At 73.8% G+C, this 15,235-nt stretch carries 14 protein-coding genes; 10 read left to right on the forward strand and 4 right to left on the reverse strand.

Features of this window, described 5'->3' with window-relative positions; all coding sequences use genetic code 11:
- Positions 1 to 196 precede the first annotated feature (196 nt).
- Positions 197 to 415, reverse strand: coding sequence for a DUF397 domain-containing protein (locus tag ACGGAQ_RS30335; protein ID WP_007464035.1), 219 nt, complete (start codon positions 413 to 415; stop codon positions 197 to 199).
- A gap of 68 nt (positions 416 to 483) precedes the next feature.
- On the opposite strand from ACGGAQ_RS30335, the gene pepN reads away from it, so the two are divergent.
- Complete coding sequence (gene pepN, locus ACGGAQ_RS30340; RefSeq protein WP_393055123.1) at positions 484 to 3,000, forward strand: aminopeptidase N; 2,517 nt, start codon at positions 484 to 486, stop codon at positions 2,998 to 3,000.
- Between the two features lie 92 nt (positions 3,001 to 3,092).
- Here pepN and ACGGAQ_RS30345 read toward each other — a convergent pair whose 3' ends face one another.
- Both ACGGAQ_RS30345 and ACGGAQ_RS30350 read right to left on the reverse strand, forming a co-directional pair.
- A complete protein-coding gene (locus ACGGAQ_RS30345; RefSeq protein ID WP_393055125.1) occupies positions 3,093 to 4,307 on the reverse strand; it encodes an FAD-dependent monooxygenase in 1,215 nt (404 codons plus the stop codon).
- 159 nt (positions 4,308 to 4,466) lie between these two features.
- Complete coding sequence (locus tag ACGGAQ_RS30350; RefSeq protein WP_393055127.1) at positions 4,467 to 5,126, reverse strand: PadR family transcriptional regulator; 660 nt, start codon at positions 5,124 to 5,126, stop codon at positions 4,467 to 4,469.
- A gap of 123 nt (positions 5,127 to 5,249) precedes the next feature.
- On the opposite strand from ACGGAQ_RS30350, the gene nadD reads away from it, so the two are divergent.
- The 5 genes from nadD to ACGGAQ_RS30375 all read left to right on the forward strand — a co-directional run bounded on the left by nadD (position 5,250) and on the right by ACGGAQ_RS30375 (position 8,695).
- Positions 5,250 to 5,846, forward strand: a complete 597-nt coding sequence (gene nadD / locus ACGGAQ_RS30355; RefSeq protein WP_203178711.1) for a nicotinate-nucleotide adenylyltransferase — start codon at positions 5,250 to 5,252, stop codon at positions 5,844 to 5,846.
- A 110-nt stretch (positions 5,847 to 5,956) separates the two neighbouring features.
- Positions 5,957 to 6,364: a ribosome silencing factor gene (gene rsfS / locus ACGGAQ_RS30360; RefSeq protein ID WP_354857937.1), complete on the forward strand. Its 408-nt coding sequence runs from the start codon at positions 5,957 to 5,959 to the stop codon at positions 6,362 to 6,364.
- Positions 6,361 to 6,990 (forward strand): histidine phosphatase family protein, encoded by a 630-nt coding sequence (locus tag ACGGAQ_RS30365; protein WP_393055130.1) that lies wholly within the window; start codon positions 6,361 to 6,363, stop codon positions 6,988 to 6,990. Before rsfS ends, ACGGAQ_RS30365 begins: the two co-directional genes overlap by 4 nt.
- Positions 6,991 to 7,062: 72 nt before the next feature.
- Complete coding sequence (locus ACGGAQ_RS30370) at positions 7,063 to 7,917, forward strand: DegV family protein (RefSeq protein ID WP_393055132.1); 855 nt, start codon at positions 7,063 to 7,065, stop codon at positions 7,915 to 7,917.
- A 4-nt stretch (positions 7,918 to 7,921) separates the two neighbouring features.
- The gene (locus ACGGAQ_RS30375; RefSeq protein ID WP_393055134.1) at positions 7,922 to 8,695 is read left to right on the forward strand and encodes an SDR family NAD(P)-dependent oxidoreductase; all 774 of its coding nucleotides are present in this window, start codon (positions 7,922 to 7,924) and stop codon (positions 8,693 to 8,695) included.
- A 66-nt stretch (positions 8,696 to 8,761) separates the two neighbouring features.
- Here ACGGAQ_RS30375 and ACGGAQ_RS30380 read toward each other — a convergent pair whose 3' ends face one another.
- Positions 8,762 to 10,237 (reverse strand): arabinofuranosidase catalytic domain-containing protein, encoded by a 1,476-nt coding sequence (locus tag ACGGAQ_RS30380; protein WP_393055136.1) that lies wholly within the window; start codon positions 10,235 to 10,237, stop codon positions 8,762 to 8,764.
- 219 nt (positions 10,238 to 10,456) lie between these two features.
- Between ACGGAQ_RS30380 and ACGGAQ_RS30385 the strand changes: the two genes are divergently transcribed.
- From ACGGAQ_RS30385 to ACGGAQ_RS30400, 4 genes are all read left to right on the forward strand, one after another.
- Positions 10,457 to 11,260, forward strand: coding sequence for a helix-hairpin-helix domain-containing protein (locus ACGGAQ_RS30385; protein ID WP_393055138.1), 804 nt, complete (start codon positions 10,457 to 10,459; stop codon positions 11,258 to 11,260).
- Entirely contained in the window at positions 11,257 to 13,665 is a 2,409-nt protein-coding gene (locus ACGGAQ_RS30390) for a ComEC/Rec2 family competence protein (RefSeq protein ID WP_393055140.1), read from the forward strand. Before ACGGAQ_RS30385 ends, ACGGAQ_RS30390 begins: the two co-directional genes overlap by 4 nt.
- A 178-nt stretch (positions 13,666 to 13,843) precedes the next feature.
- Positions 13,844 to 14,824, forward strand: a complete 981-nt coding sequence (holA, locus tag ACGGAQ_RS30395) for a DNA polymerase III subunit delta (protein WP_393055224.1) — start codon at positions 13,844 to 13,846, stop codon at positions 14,822 to 14,824.
- Complete coding sequence (locus ACGGAQ_RS30400) at positions 14,821 to 15,234, forward strand: hypothetical protein (RefSeq protein ID WP_393055142.1); 414 nt, start codon at positions 14,821 to 14,823, stop codon at positions 15,232 to 15,234. Before holA ends, ACGGAQ_RS30400 begins: the two co-directional genes overlap by 4 nt.
- Position 15,235: the final 1 nt, after the last annotated feature.

Raw genomic sequence — 15,235 nt, forward strand, 5'->3', positions numbered from 1 at the left:
TCGCGATCGCCACAATCAACGTGTGGAATCGTATCGCCGTGACCACGCACACGGAGCCCCCGGCACAGGTGTGACGACCGAGGCGGCAGAGGCGGGGGGGGGGGGGGGGGGGGGGGGGGGGCGGGGGGGGGGGGGGGGGGGGGCGGGGGGGGGGGGGGGGGGGGGCCCCCCCCCCCCCCCCCCCACCGCCGGGCGATCAGTCCAGGTCGAACTCGCCGTCCTGCGCGCCCGCGACGAACGCGTCCCACTCGGCCTGGGTGAAGACGAGCACGGGGCCCTCCGGCTCGGCGGAGTTGCGCATCCCGATCAGATCGTCGACGAACGCGACCTCGACGGCGCTCTCCGAGGTGTCCCCCTCGGCCCGTTGCCAGACGGCCCGGGAGAGGTCGAAATCGCCCTTGGGGTGCTGCGCCATGGTTCTTTCCTCCAGTGCGGGGGCCGTCTGGGGACCGCGTGCCGATCCCCATCGGGCAGGATAAGCGGATGCCGAGCCTGACCCGTGTAGAGGCGACCGCGCGTGGCGCGGCGATTACTGTCGAGTCCTATCAGGTGGACCTCGACCTGACCGGCGACGGGGACCTGTTCCGTTCCCGCGTCGAGATCCGGTTCCGGGCGACCCCCGGCACCGCGACCTTCGCCGAGGTCAAGCCCGCCAACCTCCTCGCGGTACGCCTCAACGACCGCGACGTCGACCCCGGCACGTTGACCGACAACCGGCTGCCGCTGGGCGACCTCGCCGAGACGAACACCCTGTTCGTCGAGGCGGAGATGGCGTACTCCAACGCCGGGGAGGGGCTGCACCGCTTCGTCGACCCGGCGGACGGCGAGACCTATCTCTACGCGATGTCGTTCCTCGACAACGCCCAGCGCATTTTCGCCGCGTTCGACCAGCCCGACCTCAAGGCCCCGTTCACCCTCACGGTCACCGCGCCGCCGCAGTGGACGGTCTCCGGCAACGCCGAGGTGGTCGCCACCCCGGCCCCGGGGCGCTGGGAGTTCGCCCCGACCGCGCCGCTGGCGACGTACTTCTTCTCGCTCATCGCGGGGCCGTACCACGTCCGCCGGTCCGAGCACGACGGCATTCCGCTGGGCCTCTACTGTCGACGGTCGCTCGCCGAGCACCTCGACGCCGACGCCGAGGAGATCTTCACCGTCACCCGGCAGTGCCTGGACCGGTTCCACCAGCTCTTCACCGAGCGCTACCCGTTCGGCAAGTACGACCAGGCGTTCGTCCCCGAGTTCAACGCCGGCGCGATGGAAAATCCGGGCATCGTCACCTTCCGCGACGACTACGTGTTCCGCTCGGCGGTCACCGACACCGAGCGCGAGCTCCGGGCCACCACCATCGCCCACGAGATGGCCCACATGTGGTTCGGTGACCTGGTCACCATGCGCTGGTGGGACGACCTGTGGCTCAACGAGTCCTTCGCCGAGTACCTGGGCACCCGGGTCACCGCCGAGGCGACCCGCTTCGACCAGTCCTGGACCACGTTCGCCATGCGCCGCAAGGCCTGGGGGTACGCGGCCGACCAGCGCCCCTCCACCCATCCGGTCGCCCCGCCGGAGGTGGCCGACGCCGACGAGGGCCTGCTCAACTTCGACGGCATCTCGTACGCCAAGGGCGCCTCCGTGCTGCGGCAGCTCGTGGCGTGGCTCGGCGACGAGGCGTTCCTCGCCGGCCTGAACGCGCACTTCGCCGCGCACCGCTTCGGCAACGCCACCCTCGCCGACCTGCTGGCCAGCCTGAGCACGGCCAGCGGCCGGGACCTGTCCGGTTGGGCCGAGCTGTGGCTGCGCCAGCCGCAGGTCAACACGCTGCGCGCCGAGGTCGCCGTCGACGCGGACGGCCGCTACACCGAGGTCGCCGTGGTGCAGACCGCGCCCGAGTCGCATCCGGTGCTGCGTCCGCACCGCATCGGCGTGGGCCGGTACGCGGCGGACGGCGCGGTGCGGCGCGACGAGGTGGATCTCGACCCGGCCGTCGACGGCGGTCGGACCGTGCTCGGCGAGTTGGCCGGCGAGCCGGCGGCTCAGGTGCTGCTGCTCAACGACGGCGACCTCACCTTCGCCAAGGTGCGTCTCGACCCGGCGTCGGCGGACGCCGTCGCGCTGGTCCTGCCGGGCCTGGCCGACCCGCTCACCCGGGCGGTGCTCTGGGGCGAGGCCCTGGACGCGGTGACCGACGGGGAGCGGCCGGTCGCCGGCCTGGTCGACCTGATGGTCGCGGCGCTGCCGGCCGAGACCGAGGTGATCGTCGCGGAGGACGTGCTGACCCTCAGCCGGTCCCTGGTGGACCGCTACCTCGACCCGCTGGCCCGTTCGGCGGCGCTGGCCCGGGTCGCCCTGGCCTGCCGACAGTTGCTGGACGGCGCCCCGGCGGGGGAGTCGTTGCAGCTCGCCGCCGCGCGCGGCTGGATCGCCGCCACCACCGACACGGACCTGCTCGTCGGTTGGCTCGCCGGCCGGGACGTACCAGCGGGGCTGAAGGTCGACGCCGAGCTGCGGTGGGCGGTGCTGCGCCGGCTCGTGGTGCTGGGCGCGGCCGGGGAGGCGGAGATCGCCACCGAGGCGGCCGCCGACGTCAGCTCCACCGGCGCGGAACGGGCCGCCCGCTGCCGGGCCGCTCTGCCCGACCCGGCCGCGAAGCAGGCGGCATGGGAGATCATCGTGCGCGACACCGAGCTGTCCAACCGGCTGCTGGAGGCGACGGCCGAGGGGTTCTGGCAGCCCGAGCAGGCCGACCTGACCGCCGCGTACGTCGAGCGGTACTTCACGGAGATGCCGGCCGCCGCGCGTCGGCGTACCGCGTGGACGGCCGACCGGGTGGCGAAGCTGGCGTTTCCCCACTACGCCGTGGCGCAGCCGACCCGGGAGGCGGCCGCGGCGCTGCTGGCCCGCGACGACCTGACCCCGGGTCTGCGCCGGGTGGTCACCGACGCGGACGACGACCTGCGGCGCGCGCTCGTCGCCCGGACGGCGGTGGCCGCCGCCTCAGCCTGAGGCGGGGTCCCGGCGGCAGCCTGCGGCCGGGCCGCCGAGACGATTCGGTGCCGGCAGGGCGCGGGGCGGCCTGGCCACCCCGCGCCCTGCGGTCAGCGCAGCGCGGGCTCCGCCGTCACCGGGGCGTCGAAGTCGATGACGTGGCGCTGCTCGTGGGCGATGGTCCGTTCCGGGTCCATCGCCGTGCGCACGAGCAGCGGCATCAGCAGCGGCATCAGCGTCCGCGCGACCGGCCCCGGGGCCTTGGTGTGGTTGATCCGCGCCGCGCGGGCGGCGACCTTCTCGACCCGGGTGCGGCGCAGCCGCACGTACGCGTCGAACGCCGACGCCACGTCGGGCAGGTCCCGCAGGCAGCGGGCGAGCTGCACCCCGCTCTCGATGGCGAGCGAGGCGCCCTGCCCGGAGCTGTTCGACGGCGCGTGCGCCGCGTCGCCGACCAGCACCATCCGGCCCCGGTGCCAGTGCGGCACGGGCGGCATGATCTGCAACGATCCGACGACCTGGAGTTCGTCGGCGCTGCTGGTGGCCACCAGCTCCCCGCCCGGGTCGTCGTCGCCGTAGGTGGTGCGCAACGTGTCCAGCCACTGCTCTGCCGGCACCGCCCGGGCCTCGACGAGGCTCATCGGCCGCTGCTGCGGCAGGTTGGCCCCCCAACGGGTGCCGCCGCCGGGCTCCGGCCAGTACAGGTAGTAGCCGCGTCGCCCGAACGCGAACGTCATCGTGCCCGCCTCGGCGTCCACCTCGTGCCGGGCGACCGCCTCGAAGCCGAGCAGCCCGGTGAACCGGGGGCCGGGCGCGGCCGGGTCGATGAGGCCACGGACCGTGGACCGGATGCCATCCGCGCCGACCAGGACGTCGGCGGTGGCCGTGCTGCCGTCCTCGAAGCGCGCGGTCACGCCGCTGTCGGTCTGCTCGACGGCGACCAGCCGCCGGCCGTACGCGAAGGCGACGCCCTCGTCGACCGCCCGGTCGTGCAAGACCCGGTGCAGCTCGGCCCGGTGCACCACGCGCAGCGGCGGCACTCCGGCCAAGGTGGGCAGGTCGATGCGCCGACGGCCGACGGCCATGACGGTCCGGTCGATCGGGGTGGCGATCGCCGTCACCGCCTCGTCCGCGCCGACCGCCCGCAGGGCCGCCACGCCGTTGGGCGCGAGCGCGAGGGTGCCGCCGATGCCGCCCACCCCGGCGGCGGTGGCCGGGTACGCCTCGTGAACGGTGGCGGTGATGCCGGCGCGGTGTAGCGCGAGCGCCGTCACCGGGCCGGCGATGCCGCCGCCGATGACGATCGCGGTTCGTACCGTGGTCATGCTCTCTCCCTGGGTGTCGTCGGGTGCGTGCGTGCGAACCGACCTGGGAGGGAACCCGGTTATCCTCATGGTTGCCGCTTCGGGCCGGGTGCCTGCTCAGGTGTCGGTTCGAGGTAGGGCTCCGGCGGGGTGTTGGCGCACCCCGCCGGAGCTGTCTTCTCAGTCGGCGTTGTCGGGGTCGCTGCTGGTCCTCTCGGCCAGTTCGATCAGCTCGGCCGGCATCTCGCCGGTCTCGTGGAAGGCCCGCCACGTGTCCAGCCCCGGGTAGCTGCCCGAGGTCAGCTCGGCGAGCAGGGCCCGCAGCCAGGTCGCCTCCGCGGCTCGCATGGCCAGGTCGTACTCCGACTCCACCAGGAACAGCCGGGGGATCTCCCGCAGGTGGGCGTCGAGCGTCTCGCGGTCCCGGCGGAGCGCGTCGTCCAGCCGGTCGAGTCGCTGCCGGAGCAGGTCGGTGGCCTCGTCGGGATGCAGGGCGGCGAGGACGGACAGACCGGCCCGGAAGCGGGGATGCTCCGGCATCGGCGTGGCGACCAGTTCTCGTGCCCAGTCGACCAGTTCGGCCCGGCCCGCCTCGGTGATCCGATAGACGGTGCGTTCCGGGCGCCGGCCCTCGCGGACGCTCTCCACCGCGGCGATCAACTGGTGTTTGTCCAGGTTGCGGATGACCGTGTAGAAGGAGCCCCACTTGATCTCCATGTCCTGGTCCTTGCCCCAGGCGCGCAGGGTGCTGGCCATCTCGTAGGGGTGCATGGGCCGCTGGACGAGGGCGGAGAGCACGGCCAGTGCGAGCAGGTTGCCGACCTTGCGCCGCTTCGGCATGACGTCCCCTTACTCGCCGGCAATTACTCGTAGGCGAGTATATGCACGGGGTCGGTCGCCTGGCGACCCCCTCGCGCGCCGGGCCGCAGCGGCCTGCCCCGACGCCCGGCCTACGATCACGGGGTGGAGGAAGATATCCGGCGGATCGGGATCATGGGCGGCACCTTCGACCCGATCCACCACGGGCACCTCGTCGCGGCCAGTGAGGTGGCGGACCGGTTCGGCCTGGACGAGGTGGTGTTCGTCCCGACCGGGCAGCCGTGGCAGAAGGCTGACGAACCGGTCAGCCCCGCCGAGGACCGGTACCTCATGACTGTCATCGCCACCGCCTCCAACCCCCGCTTCCAGGTCAGCCGGGTCGACATCGACCGCAGCGGGCCGACCTACACCGTCGACACGCTGCGCGACCTCCAGGCCGAGTACGGCCCCAAGGTGCAACTCTTCTTCATCACCGGAGCGGACGCGCTGCAACGCATCCTGTCCTGGAAGGACCTGGACGAGATCTTCGAGCTGGCCCACTTCATCGGGGTGACCCGCCCCGGCTTCCCGCTGACCGACGAGCACCTTCCGGCGGACACGGTCAGCCTGATCCAGGTGCCCGCGATGTCCATCTCGTCGACCGACTGCCGCGCCCGGGTCGCCCGGGGCGAACCGGTCTGGTATCTGGTGCCCGACGGTGTGGTGCAGTACATCGCCAAGCGACGCCTCTATCAGCCCTGATCACGTCCGGTATCCACCGTTCTGTACGCCTAATCGACCAGAACTGACGGGTCGTGACCTCGCCGGGTGTGAGACGCTTGGTGGATCGCACGCCTGATCGAAGGAGAACGGTGACAGTTTCCGAACGCGCGCACGAGCTGGCAATGGCAGCCGCCCAGGCCGCCGCCGACAAGAAGGCGCAGGACATCGCGATCATCGACGTCGGCGACCAGCTCGCCATCACCGACGCGTTCCTGCTCGCCGCCGCCCCCAACGAGCGTCAGGTGCTCGCCATCGTCGACGCCATCGAGGAGCGCCTGCTGGAGCTTCCGGAGAAGGCCAAGCCGATCCGGCGCGAGGGTGAGCGGGGCGGCCGCTGGGTGCTGCTCGACTACGTCGACATCGTGGTGCACGTCCAGCACACCGAGGAGCGCGAGTTCTACGGGCTCGACCGCCTCTGGAAGGACTGCCCCACCATCCCGTTCGTCGACCGCGACCTGGTCGAGGCCGACGCCGGCGGGACCGCCGCAGCCGAATGACCCGGCTGATCGTCTGGCGGCACGGCAACACCGACTGGAACGCCGCCAACCGCGTCCAGGGGCAGACCGACGTACCCCTCAACGAGCTGGGCCGCGAGCAGGCCCGCGCCGCCGCGCCGCTGCTCGCGTCGCTGCGTCCCGACGCCATCGTGTCCAGCGACCTGAGCCGCGCCGCGGAGACCGCGGCGGCGTTGGCCGCGCTGACCGGGCTGCCGGTCCGCACCGACGTCCGGTTGCGCGAGCGGCACTTCGGCCAGTGGCAGGGCCTGCACCTCACCGAGGTCGCCGAGCGTTTCCCCGCCGAGTACGCCCGCTGGCGGGCTGGCGACCCCGACCCGGGGGCGGACCTGGAGCCGCTGGACGCCCTCGGCGAGCGGGTCGCCGCGGCGTTCCTGGCGGCGGCCGACGTGGCCCCCGGCGGGACCGTGGTCATCGCGACCCACGGCGGTGGCTCCCGCCAGGGCGTCGGCCACTTGCTCGGCTGGCCCTCCGGCGTGCTGCGCACCATCGGCTCGCTGGCCAACTGCCACTGGTCCGAGCTGCGGCACGACGACGTTCGAGGCTGGCAGCTGCGGGGGCACAACGTCGGCCTGGTCTCCGCCCCGGCCGTCGTCGACGCGGTCTGAGCGCCGTCCCCGCCCGCGGCCGGCGCGCTCGCGCCTCGGCGTATCCCGTCGTGATCGGCTAGCGTGCCGGGCATGCCCGTCGCGGTCGTCACCGACTCCACCGCCTACCTTCCGCCCGAGCTGGTGCGGCGGCACCGGCTGACCGTCGTTCCGCTGACCGTCGTGCTCAACGGCGCGGAGGGTCTGGAGGGGGTGGAGACCCAGCCCGCCGACGCCACCAGGGCGTTGCGCGAGCGCCGGGTCTCGGCCAGCACCTCCCGCCCGGCCCCCGAGCAGTTCGCCCGGACGTACCGCCGCCTCCTGGACGACGGCGCCGACGGCGTCGTCTCGGTCCACCTGTCCGCCGGCCTGTCCGGCACCGTCGAGGCGGCCCGGCTGGCCGCCGTCGACTTCGACGGTCGGGTCGAGGTTGTCGACAGCCGCTCCGCCGGCATGGGGCTCGGCTTCCCGGCCATCGCGGCCGCCGCGGCCGCCGAGGCCGGGGCAGACCTCGCCGGTGTACGCGACGCGGCGCTCGCCTCCGTCGCCCGGACCACCGTCTGGTTCTACGTCGACACGTTGGAGTTCCTCCGCCGGGGTGGCCGGATCAACGCGGCCGAGGCGCTGTTCGGCACGGCCCTGTCGGTCAAGCCGATCATGCACATGCCGGACGGGGCGATCGTGCTGCGCGAGAAGGTGCGCACCGCCAGCCGGGGAGTGGCCCGTCTCGTCGACCTGGCCGTCGAGGCGGCCGGCGACGACGACGTGGACCTCGGCGTACACCACCTGGCCGCACCGCACCGTGCCGAGGCGCTGCTCGCCGCGCTCACCGAGCGGCTCGGTGCGCGGCTGCACGACACGTACGTCTCCGAGGCCGGCGCGGTGGTCGCCGCGCACGCCGGGCCGGGGCTGGCGTGCGTGGTCGTGCACCGGCGATCGGACGGCTGAGCCGGTGGCCACCGCGTGCGTGGTGACCGGCGGCGGCCGTGGCGTCGGCCGAGCCGTGGTGCAACGGCTGGTGACGACCGGCGTCACCGTCGTCGTCGTGGAGCGCGACCCCGAGGCGGTGGAGTGGCTGGCCGGACACCCCGCCGCCGACCGCCTGCTGCCGGTGCTCGGCGACGCCGGCGACGAGCGGGTGGCCGAGCACGCCGCCGAGGTGGCCGAGCGCGCCGGCCGTCTCACCGGGTGGGTGAACAACGCGGCGGTATTCCGGGACGCGGCGCTGCACTCGGCGTCGGCCGACACCGTCCTGGACCTGATCGGGCTGAACCTGCGCCCCGCAGTGGTGGGCGCGGCGGTGGCGGTCCGCCGCTTCCTGGCCGCCGGCACGGGCGGGGCCATCGTGAACGTCTCGTCGCACCAGGCCCGCCGGCCGGTGTCGGGCGCCCTGCCGTACGCCACGGCGAAGGCCGCCGTGGAGGGGCTGACCCGGGCGCTGGCCGTCGAGTACGGGCGGCACGGTATCCGCGCCAACGCCGTCGCGCTCGGCTCGATCGCCACCGAGCGGCACGCCGAGTTCCTCGCCGCGCAGGAGCCGTCCCGGGCCGAGTGGATCGACGCCGAACTGACCCGGCTGCATCCGGTGGGCCGGATCGGGCGCGCGGACGAGGTGGCGGAGGCTGTCGCGTACCTGCTGTCGCCGGCGGCGAGCTTCGTCAACGGGGTGACGCTGCCGGTCGACGGCGGACGAGCCGTGCTCGGCCTCGACCCGGAGGCCCGCTGACCCGACGCGGGCGTGCCGCCTCCGGCTCGTGGTGACGACCCGGAGACGGCGCGACCGGCGGCCTGATCAGCTACGCAGGGCCCACTGCTGGTTCTGCTGCCCGTTGCAGGCCCAGAGGATGACCTTCGTGCCGTTGGCGGTGGCGGCGCCGTTGGCGTCGAGGCAGAGCCCGGACTGGACGCCGGTGATGGAGCCGTTCGCGTTGACGTTCCACTGCTGGTTCTGCTGTCCGTTGCAGTCCCAGATGATGACCTGGGTGCCGTTGGTGGTGCCCTGGCCGTTGGCGTCGAGGCACTTGTTGCCGTACACCTGGATCTGCTTTCCGGCGGTGTAGGTCCAGCGTTGTGGCGTGCCGCCGCTGCAGTCCCAGAGCTGCACCTGGGTGCCGTTTGTGGTCGTGCCGTTCGGTACGTCGAGGCAGCGGCCGGACTGCGCGCCCACGACCTGGACGTTCTGCTGCGGGTTGCCGCCGGTGGCGGGGGTGTAGGCGGCAGCGGCGATGTTGGCCTGCACGGCGTCCTCGGTGGCGGCCGACGGGTAGCCGGACGTCAACACACCCTCGAAGAATGTGCCCCGGCCGGTGATGCTGTTGTCGCCGCCGATACCGAGCAGGATGGCCCCCTCCTTCTTCATGGGGTTGTAGCCGTTGGGGCGTCGACCGTCGAAGTAGGTGGTCAGGCCGCCCGACTGCGCGTTCCCGCCCCGGATCGCCCAGTGGTTCGGCTCGCCCTTGACCATGGCGGTCACGAAGCGGTGGTTGATGGACGCGATGTTGTTGTAGCCCGCGTTCACCCCGGAGAACAGCCCCCACTCAAGGTCGGCCATGATCCAGGGGCCCGCCCCTGCTCCGTAGCCCCACTGCTTGTTGGCGCCGAAGTAGACGGTCTCCATGATGGCGCGTTCGTCGGCCTGGACGTTGGTCTGCGCATTGCCGTAGTCGAAACAGCACCACTGGTTGTAGTGCGTGCCGTCGACGACCGCGTAGATGCCCTCGGGCTGGTCGCCGGTCGCGACGCCGTTGGTGTTGTTGTTGCGGTAGCCGGTGCCGGGGGCGATGTAGACCCCGTACGCCTTCTGACCGCCGATGGTGACCGGTGCCGCCTTCGCGTCGGCGAGGTTGTCGTACCCGCCGGCGGCGGGGCCGGTGAAGCCGCCCGGGGGCGCCTGGGTCAGGCGGTTGTTGCGGCCGGACTGGTCGTAGATGACCGTGATCACGCAGCTCGTGTTGGCGCAGAACGTGTCCTGCGTGGCGGCGTTGGCGACGCCACCGGCGCTCAGCACGCCGACGTCGCGGGTGGTGTTGTCCGACGAGCGGCGGACCTGGTAGAGCGGGCCGTTGTACGCCCCGTACAGGGCTCGGGTGGTGCTGTGCGCGGCCACGCACGGCGTGCCGCCGGAGGCGTAGATGTCGCACGGGCCGGTGCCGGCGGCCCGGGCGACGCCGGGCGTCTCGGAGACCACGTAGGCGCCGGCCCCGGCGACGAGGACCAGCAGGGTCCCCGCGGCGGCCAGCGAACGGCTCAGCCTTCTCTTCACGTCCATGGATTCCTCTTCGTGTCGGTGGTGGTGGGGGTGACGTCACACGTCATACCTCCGACATTAATAGTCATCCATGAATGCGCGCTACTTCCGGCGGTCGGTGGCCCTTGGCCCCCGTAGCAGACGCGAGCATGATCAGGGGGTTGTCCACAGTGGCGTCCGTGGTCCACAGGTCGAGGCCGGAGCGCCCCACCATGCCGTCGGTCGCCCTAGCGTCGCGGTGTGTCGCAGGACGAGGAGACAGAGGTACGCCAGCGTCTGCGCCGGTTGACGGCCCCGACGGGTGGCGCGGCGCCACTTGTGGGGGCGCTTCCGTTCGGTGCGCCGCCACTGCGGGCCGGAGCGCCGGTGACCAACCCGGCGGCGGACGTGGCCGCCGATCCTGACAGCGGTGCGGCACGGCTGCCCGGCCCCGGGGCGTTCGATCCGGGACGGCGCGGCGTACGGGCATTGGCGGTCGTCGCCCTCGTGGTCGTCCTGGCCGCCGCTGGTTGGGCCTGGCGGTCCCGGCCGCACGCGGAACCGGTCGCCCCGTCGGCCAGCGAGGCCGCATCGGCCCTCCCGACGGAGCAGGGGAGCGCGTCGGCGCCAGGCGAGCTGGTGGTGGCGGTCGCGGGCAAGGTACGCAGACCCGGGCTGGTGCGCTTGCCGGCCGGGGCCCGGCTCGCCGACGCCGTGCAGGCGGCCGGTGGCCCGCTGCCCGGGGTCGACGTGGCGCTGCTCAACCCCGCCCGCAAGGTCACCGACGGCGAGCTGATCGTGGTCGGGGTGACGCCACCACCCGCACCGGCCGGCGCCGCCGACCCGGCGGCCGGTGGGGTGCCGGCCGCGGGCGGGCCGCTGAACCTCAACACAGCGACGCTGGCCCAGCTCGACGCGCTGCCCGGGGTGGGGCCGGTGCTCGCCCAGCGGATCCTCGCCTACCGGGATCAGCACGGCGGGTTCAAGGGCGTCGGTGACCTGCGCCAGGTCGACGGGATCGGTGACGCGCGCTACGAACAGCTCAAGGATCTGGTGACGGTGTGAGCGGCGCTCATCCCACCCCGTCGAGCCACCCGGACCTCACCCAACCCCGGACCTCGCCGCCGGATCTCCGGCTCGCCGGGCTGGCCGTGGCCGCCTGGCTCACCGCGCTCACCGGCCTGCACGTCGACGTCCGCCCGCTCCTGCTGGTGGGCGGGACGGCGGCCGTGCTGTCGGCGTTGAGCGCCCTGCACCTGCTCGGCCGACTCGGCCACCCCCGGGCTCCCGCCCGTCGGCACGGCTGGATCGCCGTCGCGGTCGGCCTCGGCGTGCTCTGTGGCGCGGCGGCAACCGCCGGCCGCCTGGCTGTCCGGGACGCGCCGCCGATCCGCGTCCTGGCCGAGCAGCGCGCTCCGGTCACCGCCGACCTCGTCGTCCGTGACGATCCGCGCCCGATCCGTTCCGCCGGGCGTCCCGGCATGCTGCTGGTGTCGGGCGAGCTGATCCGGCTGACCGGTCCCGACGGCGAACGGCTCCGGGCGTCGGTACGGGTGCTGGTCCTCGCCACCGACCCGGCCTGGCGAGGGCTGTTGCCGGGGCAGCGGCTGACCGCCGAGGGGCGGCTGGGCCTTCCGCGCGGCGGTGACCTCACCGCGGCGGTCCTCGCCACCGCCGGTCCACCCGTGCGGCGCGGTACGCCGTCGTGGGCGCAGCGCGCTGCCGGCACCCTGCGCGCGGGTCTGCAACGGGCCTGCGCGCCGCTCCCCGACGACCCGGGTGGCCTGCTGCCGGGTTTGGTGGTGGGGGACACGAGCCGCCTGCCGTCCGCCGTCGAGGAGGACTTCCGGGCGACCGGAATGACACACCTCAATGCCGTGTCCGGCAGCAACGTCGCGATCGTGTTGGGCGCGGTGCTGCTGTTGGCCCGCTGGGCGCGCGCCGGCCCGTGGCTCGCCGGCCTGCTCTGCGGGGTGGCGTTGGTGGGGTTCGTCATCCTGGTCCGTCCGTCGCCGAGCGTCGTCCGGGCCGCCACGATGGGCGCGATCGGGCTCGTCGCGCTGGCCGCCGGTCGACCGCGGGCCGCGCTGCCCGCGCTGGCCGCCGCCGTCACGGTGCTGGTGCTGGTCGACCCCGAGCTGGCCGGCGACGCCGGGTTCGCGCTGTCCGTGCTGGCCACCGGGGGGCTGCTGCTGCTCGCGCCCCGCTGGCGGGACGGGCTGCGCCGCCGGGGTGTCCCGGCCGGGCTGGCCGAGGCGTTGGCGGTGCCGGCGGCCGCCCAGGTGGCCTGCGGGCCGGTCGTCGCCGCCATCTCCGGCACGGTCAGCCTGGTGGCCGTGCCGGCCAACCTGCTGGCGGTGCCGGCCATCGCCCCCGCGACGGTGCTGGGCGTGACGGCCGCCGTGCTGTCGCCGGTCTGGCCCGCCGGGGCCGGGTTCGTCGCGTGGCTGGCGAGCTGGCCGGCCTGGTGGCTGGTCGTCATCGCCCGCCAGGGCGCTCGCCTCCCGGCCGGCACCCTGCCCTGGCCGGGCGGCGCGTGGGGTGCCCTGCTGCTGGCCGGGCTGACCGTCGCGCTGCTGGTCGCCGCGCGTCGACCCCTGGTGCGCCGAGTGGTGGCGGTCGTCGCCGTCGCCGCGCTGCTCGGCGCCCTCGGAGTCCGACTGATCGCCACCGGCTGGCCGCCGCCCGGTTGGGTGGTGGTGGCCTGTGCGGTGGGGCAGGGTGACGCCCTGGTGCTGCCCGTCGCCCCCGGCCGGGCGGTGGTGGTCGACGCCGGCCCGGACCCGGGCGCGGTGGACGCGTGCCTGCGACGGCTCGGCATCCGGGAGGTGCCGCTGTTCGTGGTCAGCCACTTCCACGCCGACCACGTGGCCGGGGTGGCCGGCGTTTTCCGGGGCCGGCGGGTGAGCGCCGTGCTGACCCCGCCATCGACGGATCCGGCGAGCGGCCGGGACGCGGTCCGCGCGGCGGCGACGAGCGGCCGGGCCACGCTGCTCGGCACCACCGCCGGGGCGCTGCATCGGGTCGGCGGTGTCGACCTGCTCCTGCTCGGTCCGCCGTACCCGCTGGCCGGCACCAGATCCGATCCGAACAACAATTCGTTGATGCTGCGCGCCACGGTCGCCGGCGTGCAGATCCTGCTGCCCGGCGACGCCGAGACCGAGGAGCAGCACGCCGTGCTGGCCCGGACGGCGTCGGGACAGCTGAGGGCGGACGTGCTGAAGGTCGCCCACCACGGGTCGGCGTATCAGGACGACGGCTTCCTGGCCGCCGTACGGCCGGCCGTCGCGTTGGTGCCGGTCGGCGCGGGCAACACCTACGGGCACCCGAGCCCGGCGCTTCTGGCCCGGCTCAGCAGAGACGGTGCCCGGGTCCTGCGGACCGACACCGATGGTGACCTGGCGGCGATCCGGACCGGCCACGGACTGGCGGTGGCCCGCCGAGGGGTGCAACCCGGACGACCACCGTGAGGGTCGACCGCGGGGTAGGCCGGCTCTGCCGTGGAAATTGCAGCGTTATGGAGGAAATGGCGACCGTCTTGCGGATTAGATGGCGAACCGAGATAAATGTCTGGATTTGCGCTTAGTGCGGGCCGCACCGACCGGGCGGCGAATGAGCAGGCCCGTACCCGCCATGGGCCGTGCGAATATGGGCGACGTGACCCCCGCCAGCCTCGCCCCCATTCTGCTCGTCCTCGGCGACGAGGAACTGCTCGCCACGCGCGCCGTGACCGAAGCTGTCGAGCGGGTCCGCAGCGTCGAGAGCGAGGTGGACGTTCGCGAGTACCAGGCAGGTGCGCTCACCGTCGGTGAGATCGCCGAGATGCTCAGCCCATCGCTGTTCGGTGGGCGGCGGCTGCTCATCCTGCGCTCCGGTCAGGACGCCCGAAAGGACCTGGTCGCCGCGCTGCTGGCGTACGCGAAGAATCCCGACCCGGACGTCCAGCTGCTGGTGCTGCACCTGGGCGGCGCCAAGGGCAAGGCGTTCGCCGACGGGCTGCGGTCGGCAGGCGCGACGGTGATCTCGGCGGCCAAGCTCAAGGGGCACCGCGAGCGGGTCGCCTTCGTCCGCGACGAGATCCGCCGGGCCGGCGGCAGGTGCGCCGACGACGCCGCCGAGGCGCTGATCGCGGCGGTCGGCAACGACCTGCGCGAGCTGGCCGCCGCCTGCTCCCAGCTCATCGCCGACACCGATGGGCGGATCAGCGCCGAGACGGTGGCCCGCTACTACCGGGGCCGGGTCGAGGTGACCGGCTTCACGGTGGCGGATGCCACAATGGTCGGCGATGTGCCGGCCGCCCTGGAGGCGCTGCGCTGGGCCCTGCACGTCGGTGTCGACCCGGTGCCCATCGCCGACGCCCTGGCCGACGGGGTGCGTACGGTGGCCCGGGTGGCGTCGGCCGGGCGGGGCAACCCGTACCAGCTCGCCAGCAGTCTCGGAATGCCGGCCTGGAAGATCGAGCGGGCGCAGCGGCAGGGGCGCGGCTGGACGCCGGAGGGGCTGGTCCGGGCCATGCAGGTCGCAGCCGAGTGCAACGCGGCCGTCAAGGGCGGCTCGGACGACCGGGCGTACGCCCTGGAGCGCGCGGTCTTCTCGGTGGCGGCCGCCCGGCAGGGCAGCGGCCGGTGACGGGGCCGAACCGTACGGCGTGGGCGACCATGCCCGCCGACGAGGAACGGTACCGGCCGCTCTACGCCCGGCTCCTCGGCCTGCGGTTCGTCAACCCCGGCGGGGTGCTCTGCTTCCTCTTCTTCGAAGGCGCCATCGCCCTGGCGGTGCTGCTCGCCCTCGCGGAGTTGGTGACCTGGTGGGCGGTGCTGGTGCTGCCCGTGGTGGTGGCAGCGATGGTCAAGCTCAACGACATGGTGGCCGCCGTGGTGGTCCGTTCCGCCGCGCTCGTGCCCGAGCAGGAGCGGGACCGTTTCCGTCGGCAGATGGAGCCGGTCGTCGGCCGGGCCCGGGTCTCGAACAGCGTGACCGGGGTGGTGGTCACGGCCGACCCGGTGCGGCCCACCCGCCGCACCGACCCACTGGACTGAC

It is taken from the genome of Micromonospora sp. NPDC047557, from assembly GCF_043205095.1.
Taxonomy (GTDB): domain Bacteria; phylum Actinomycetota; class Actinomycetes; order Mycobacteriales; family Micromonosporaceae; genus Micromonospora.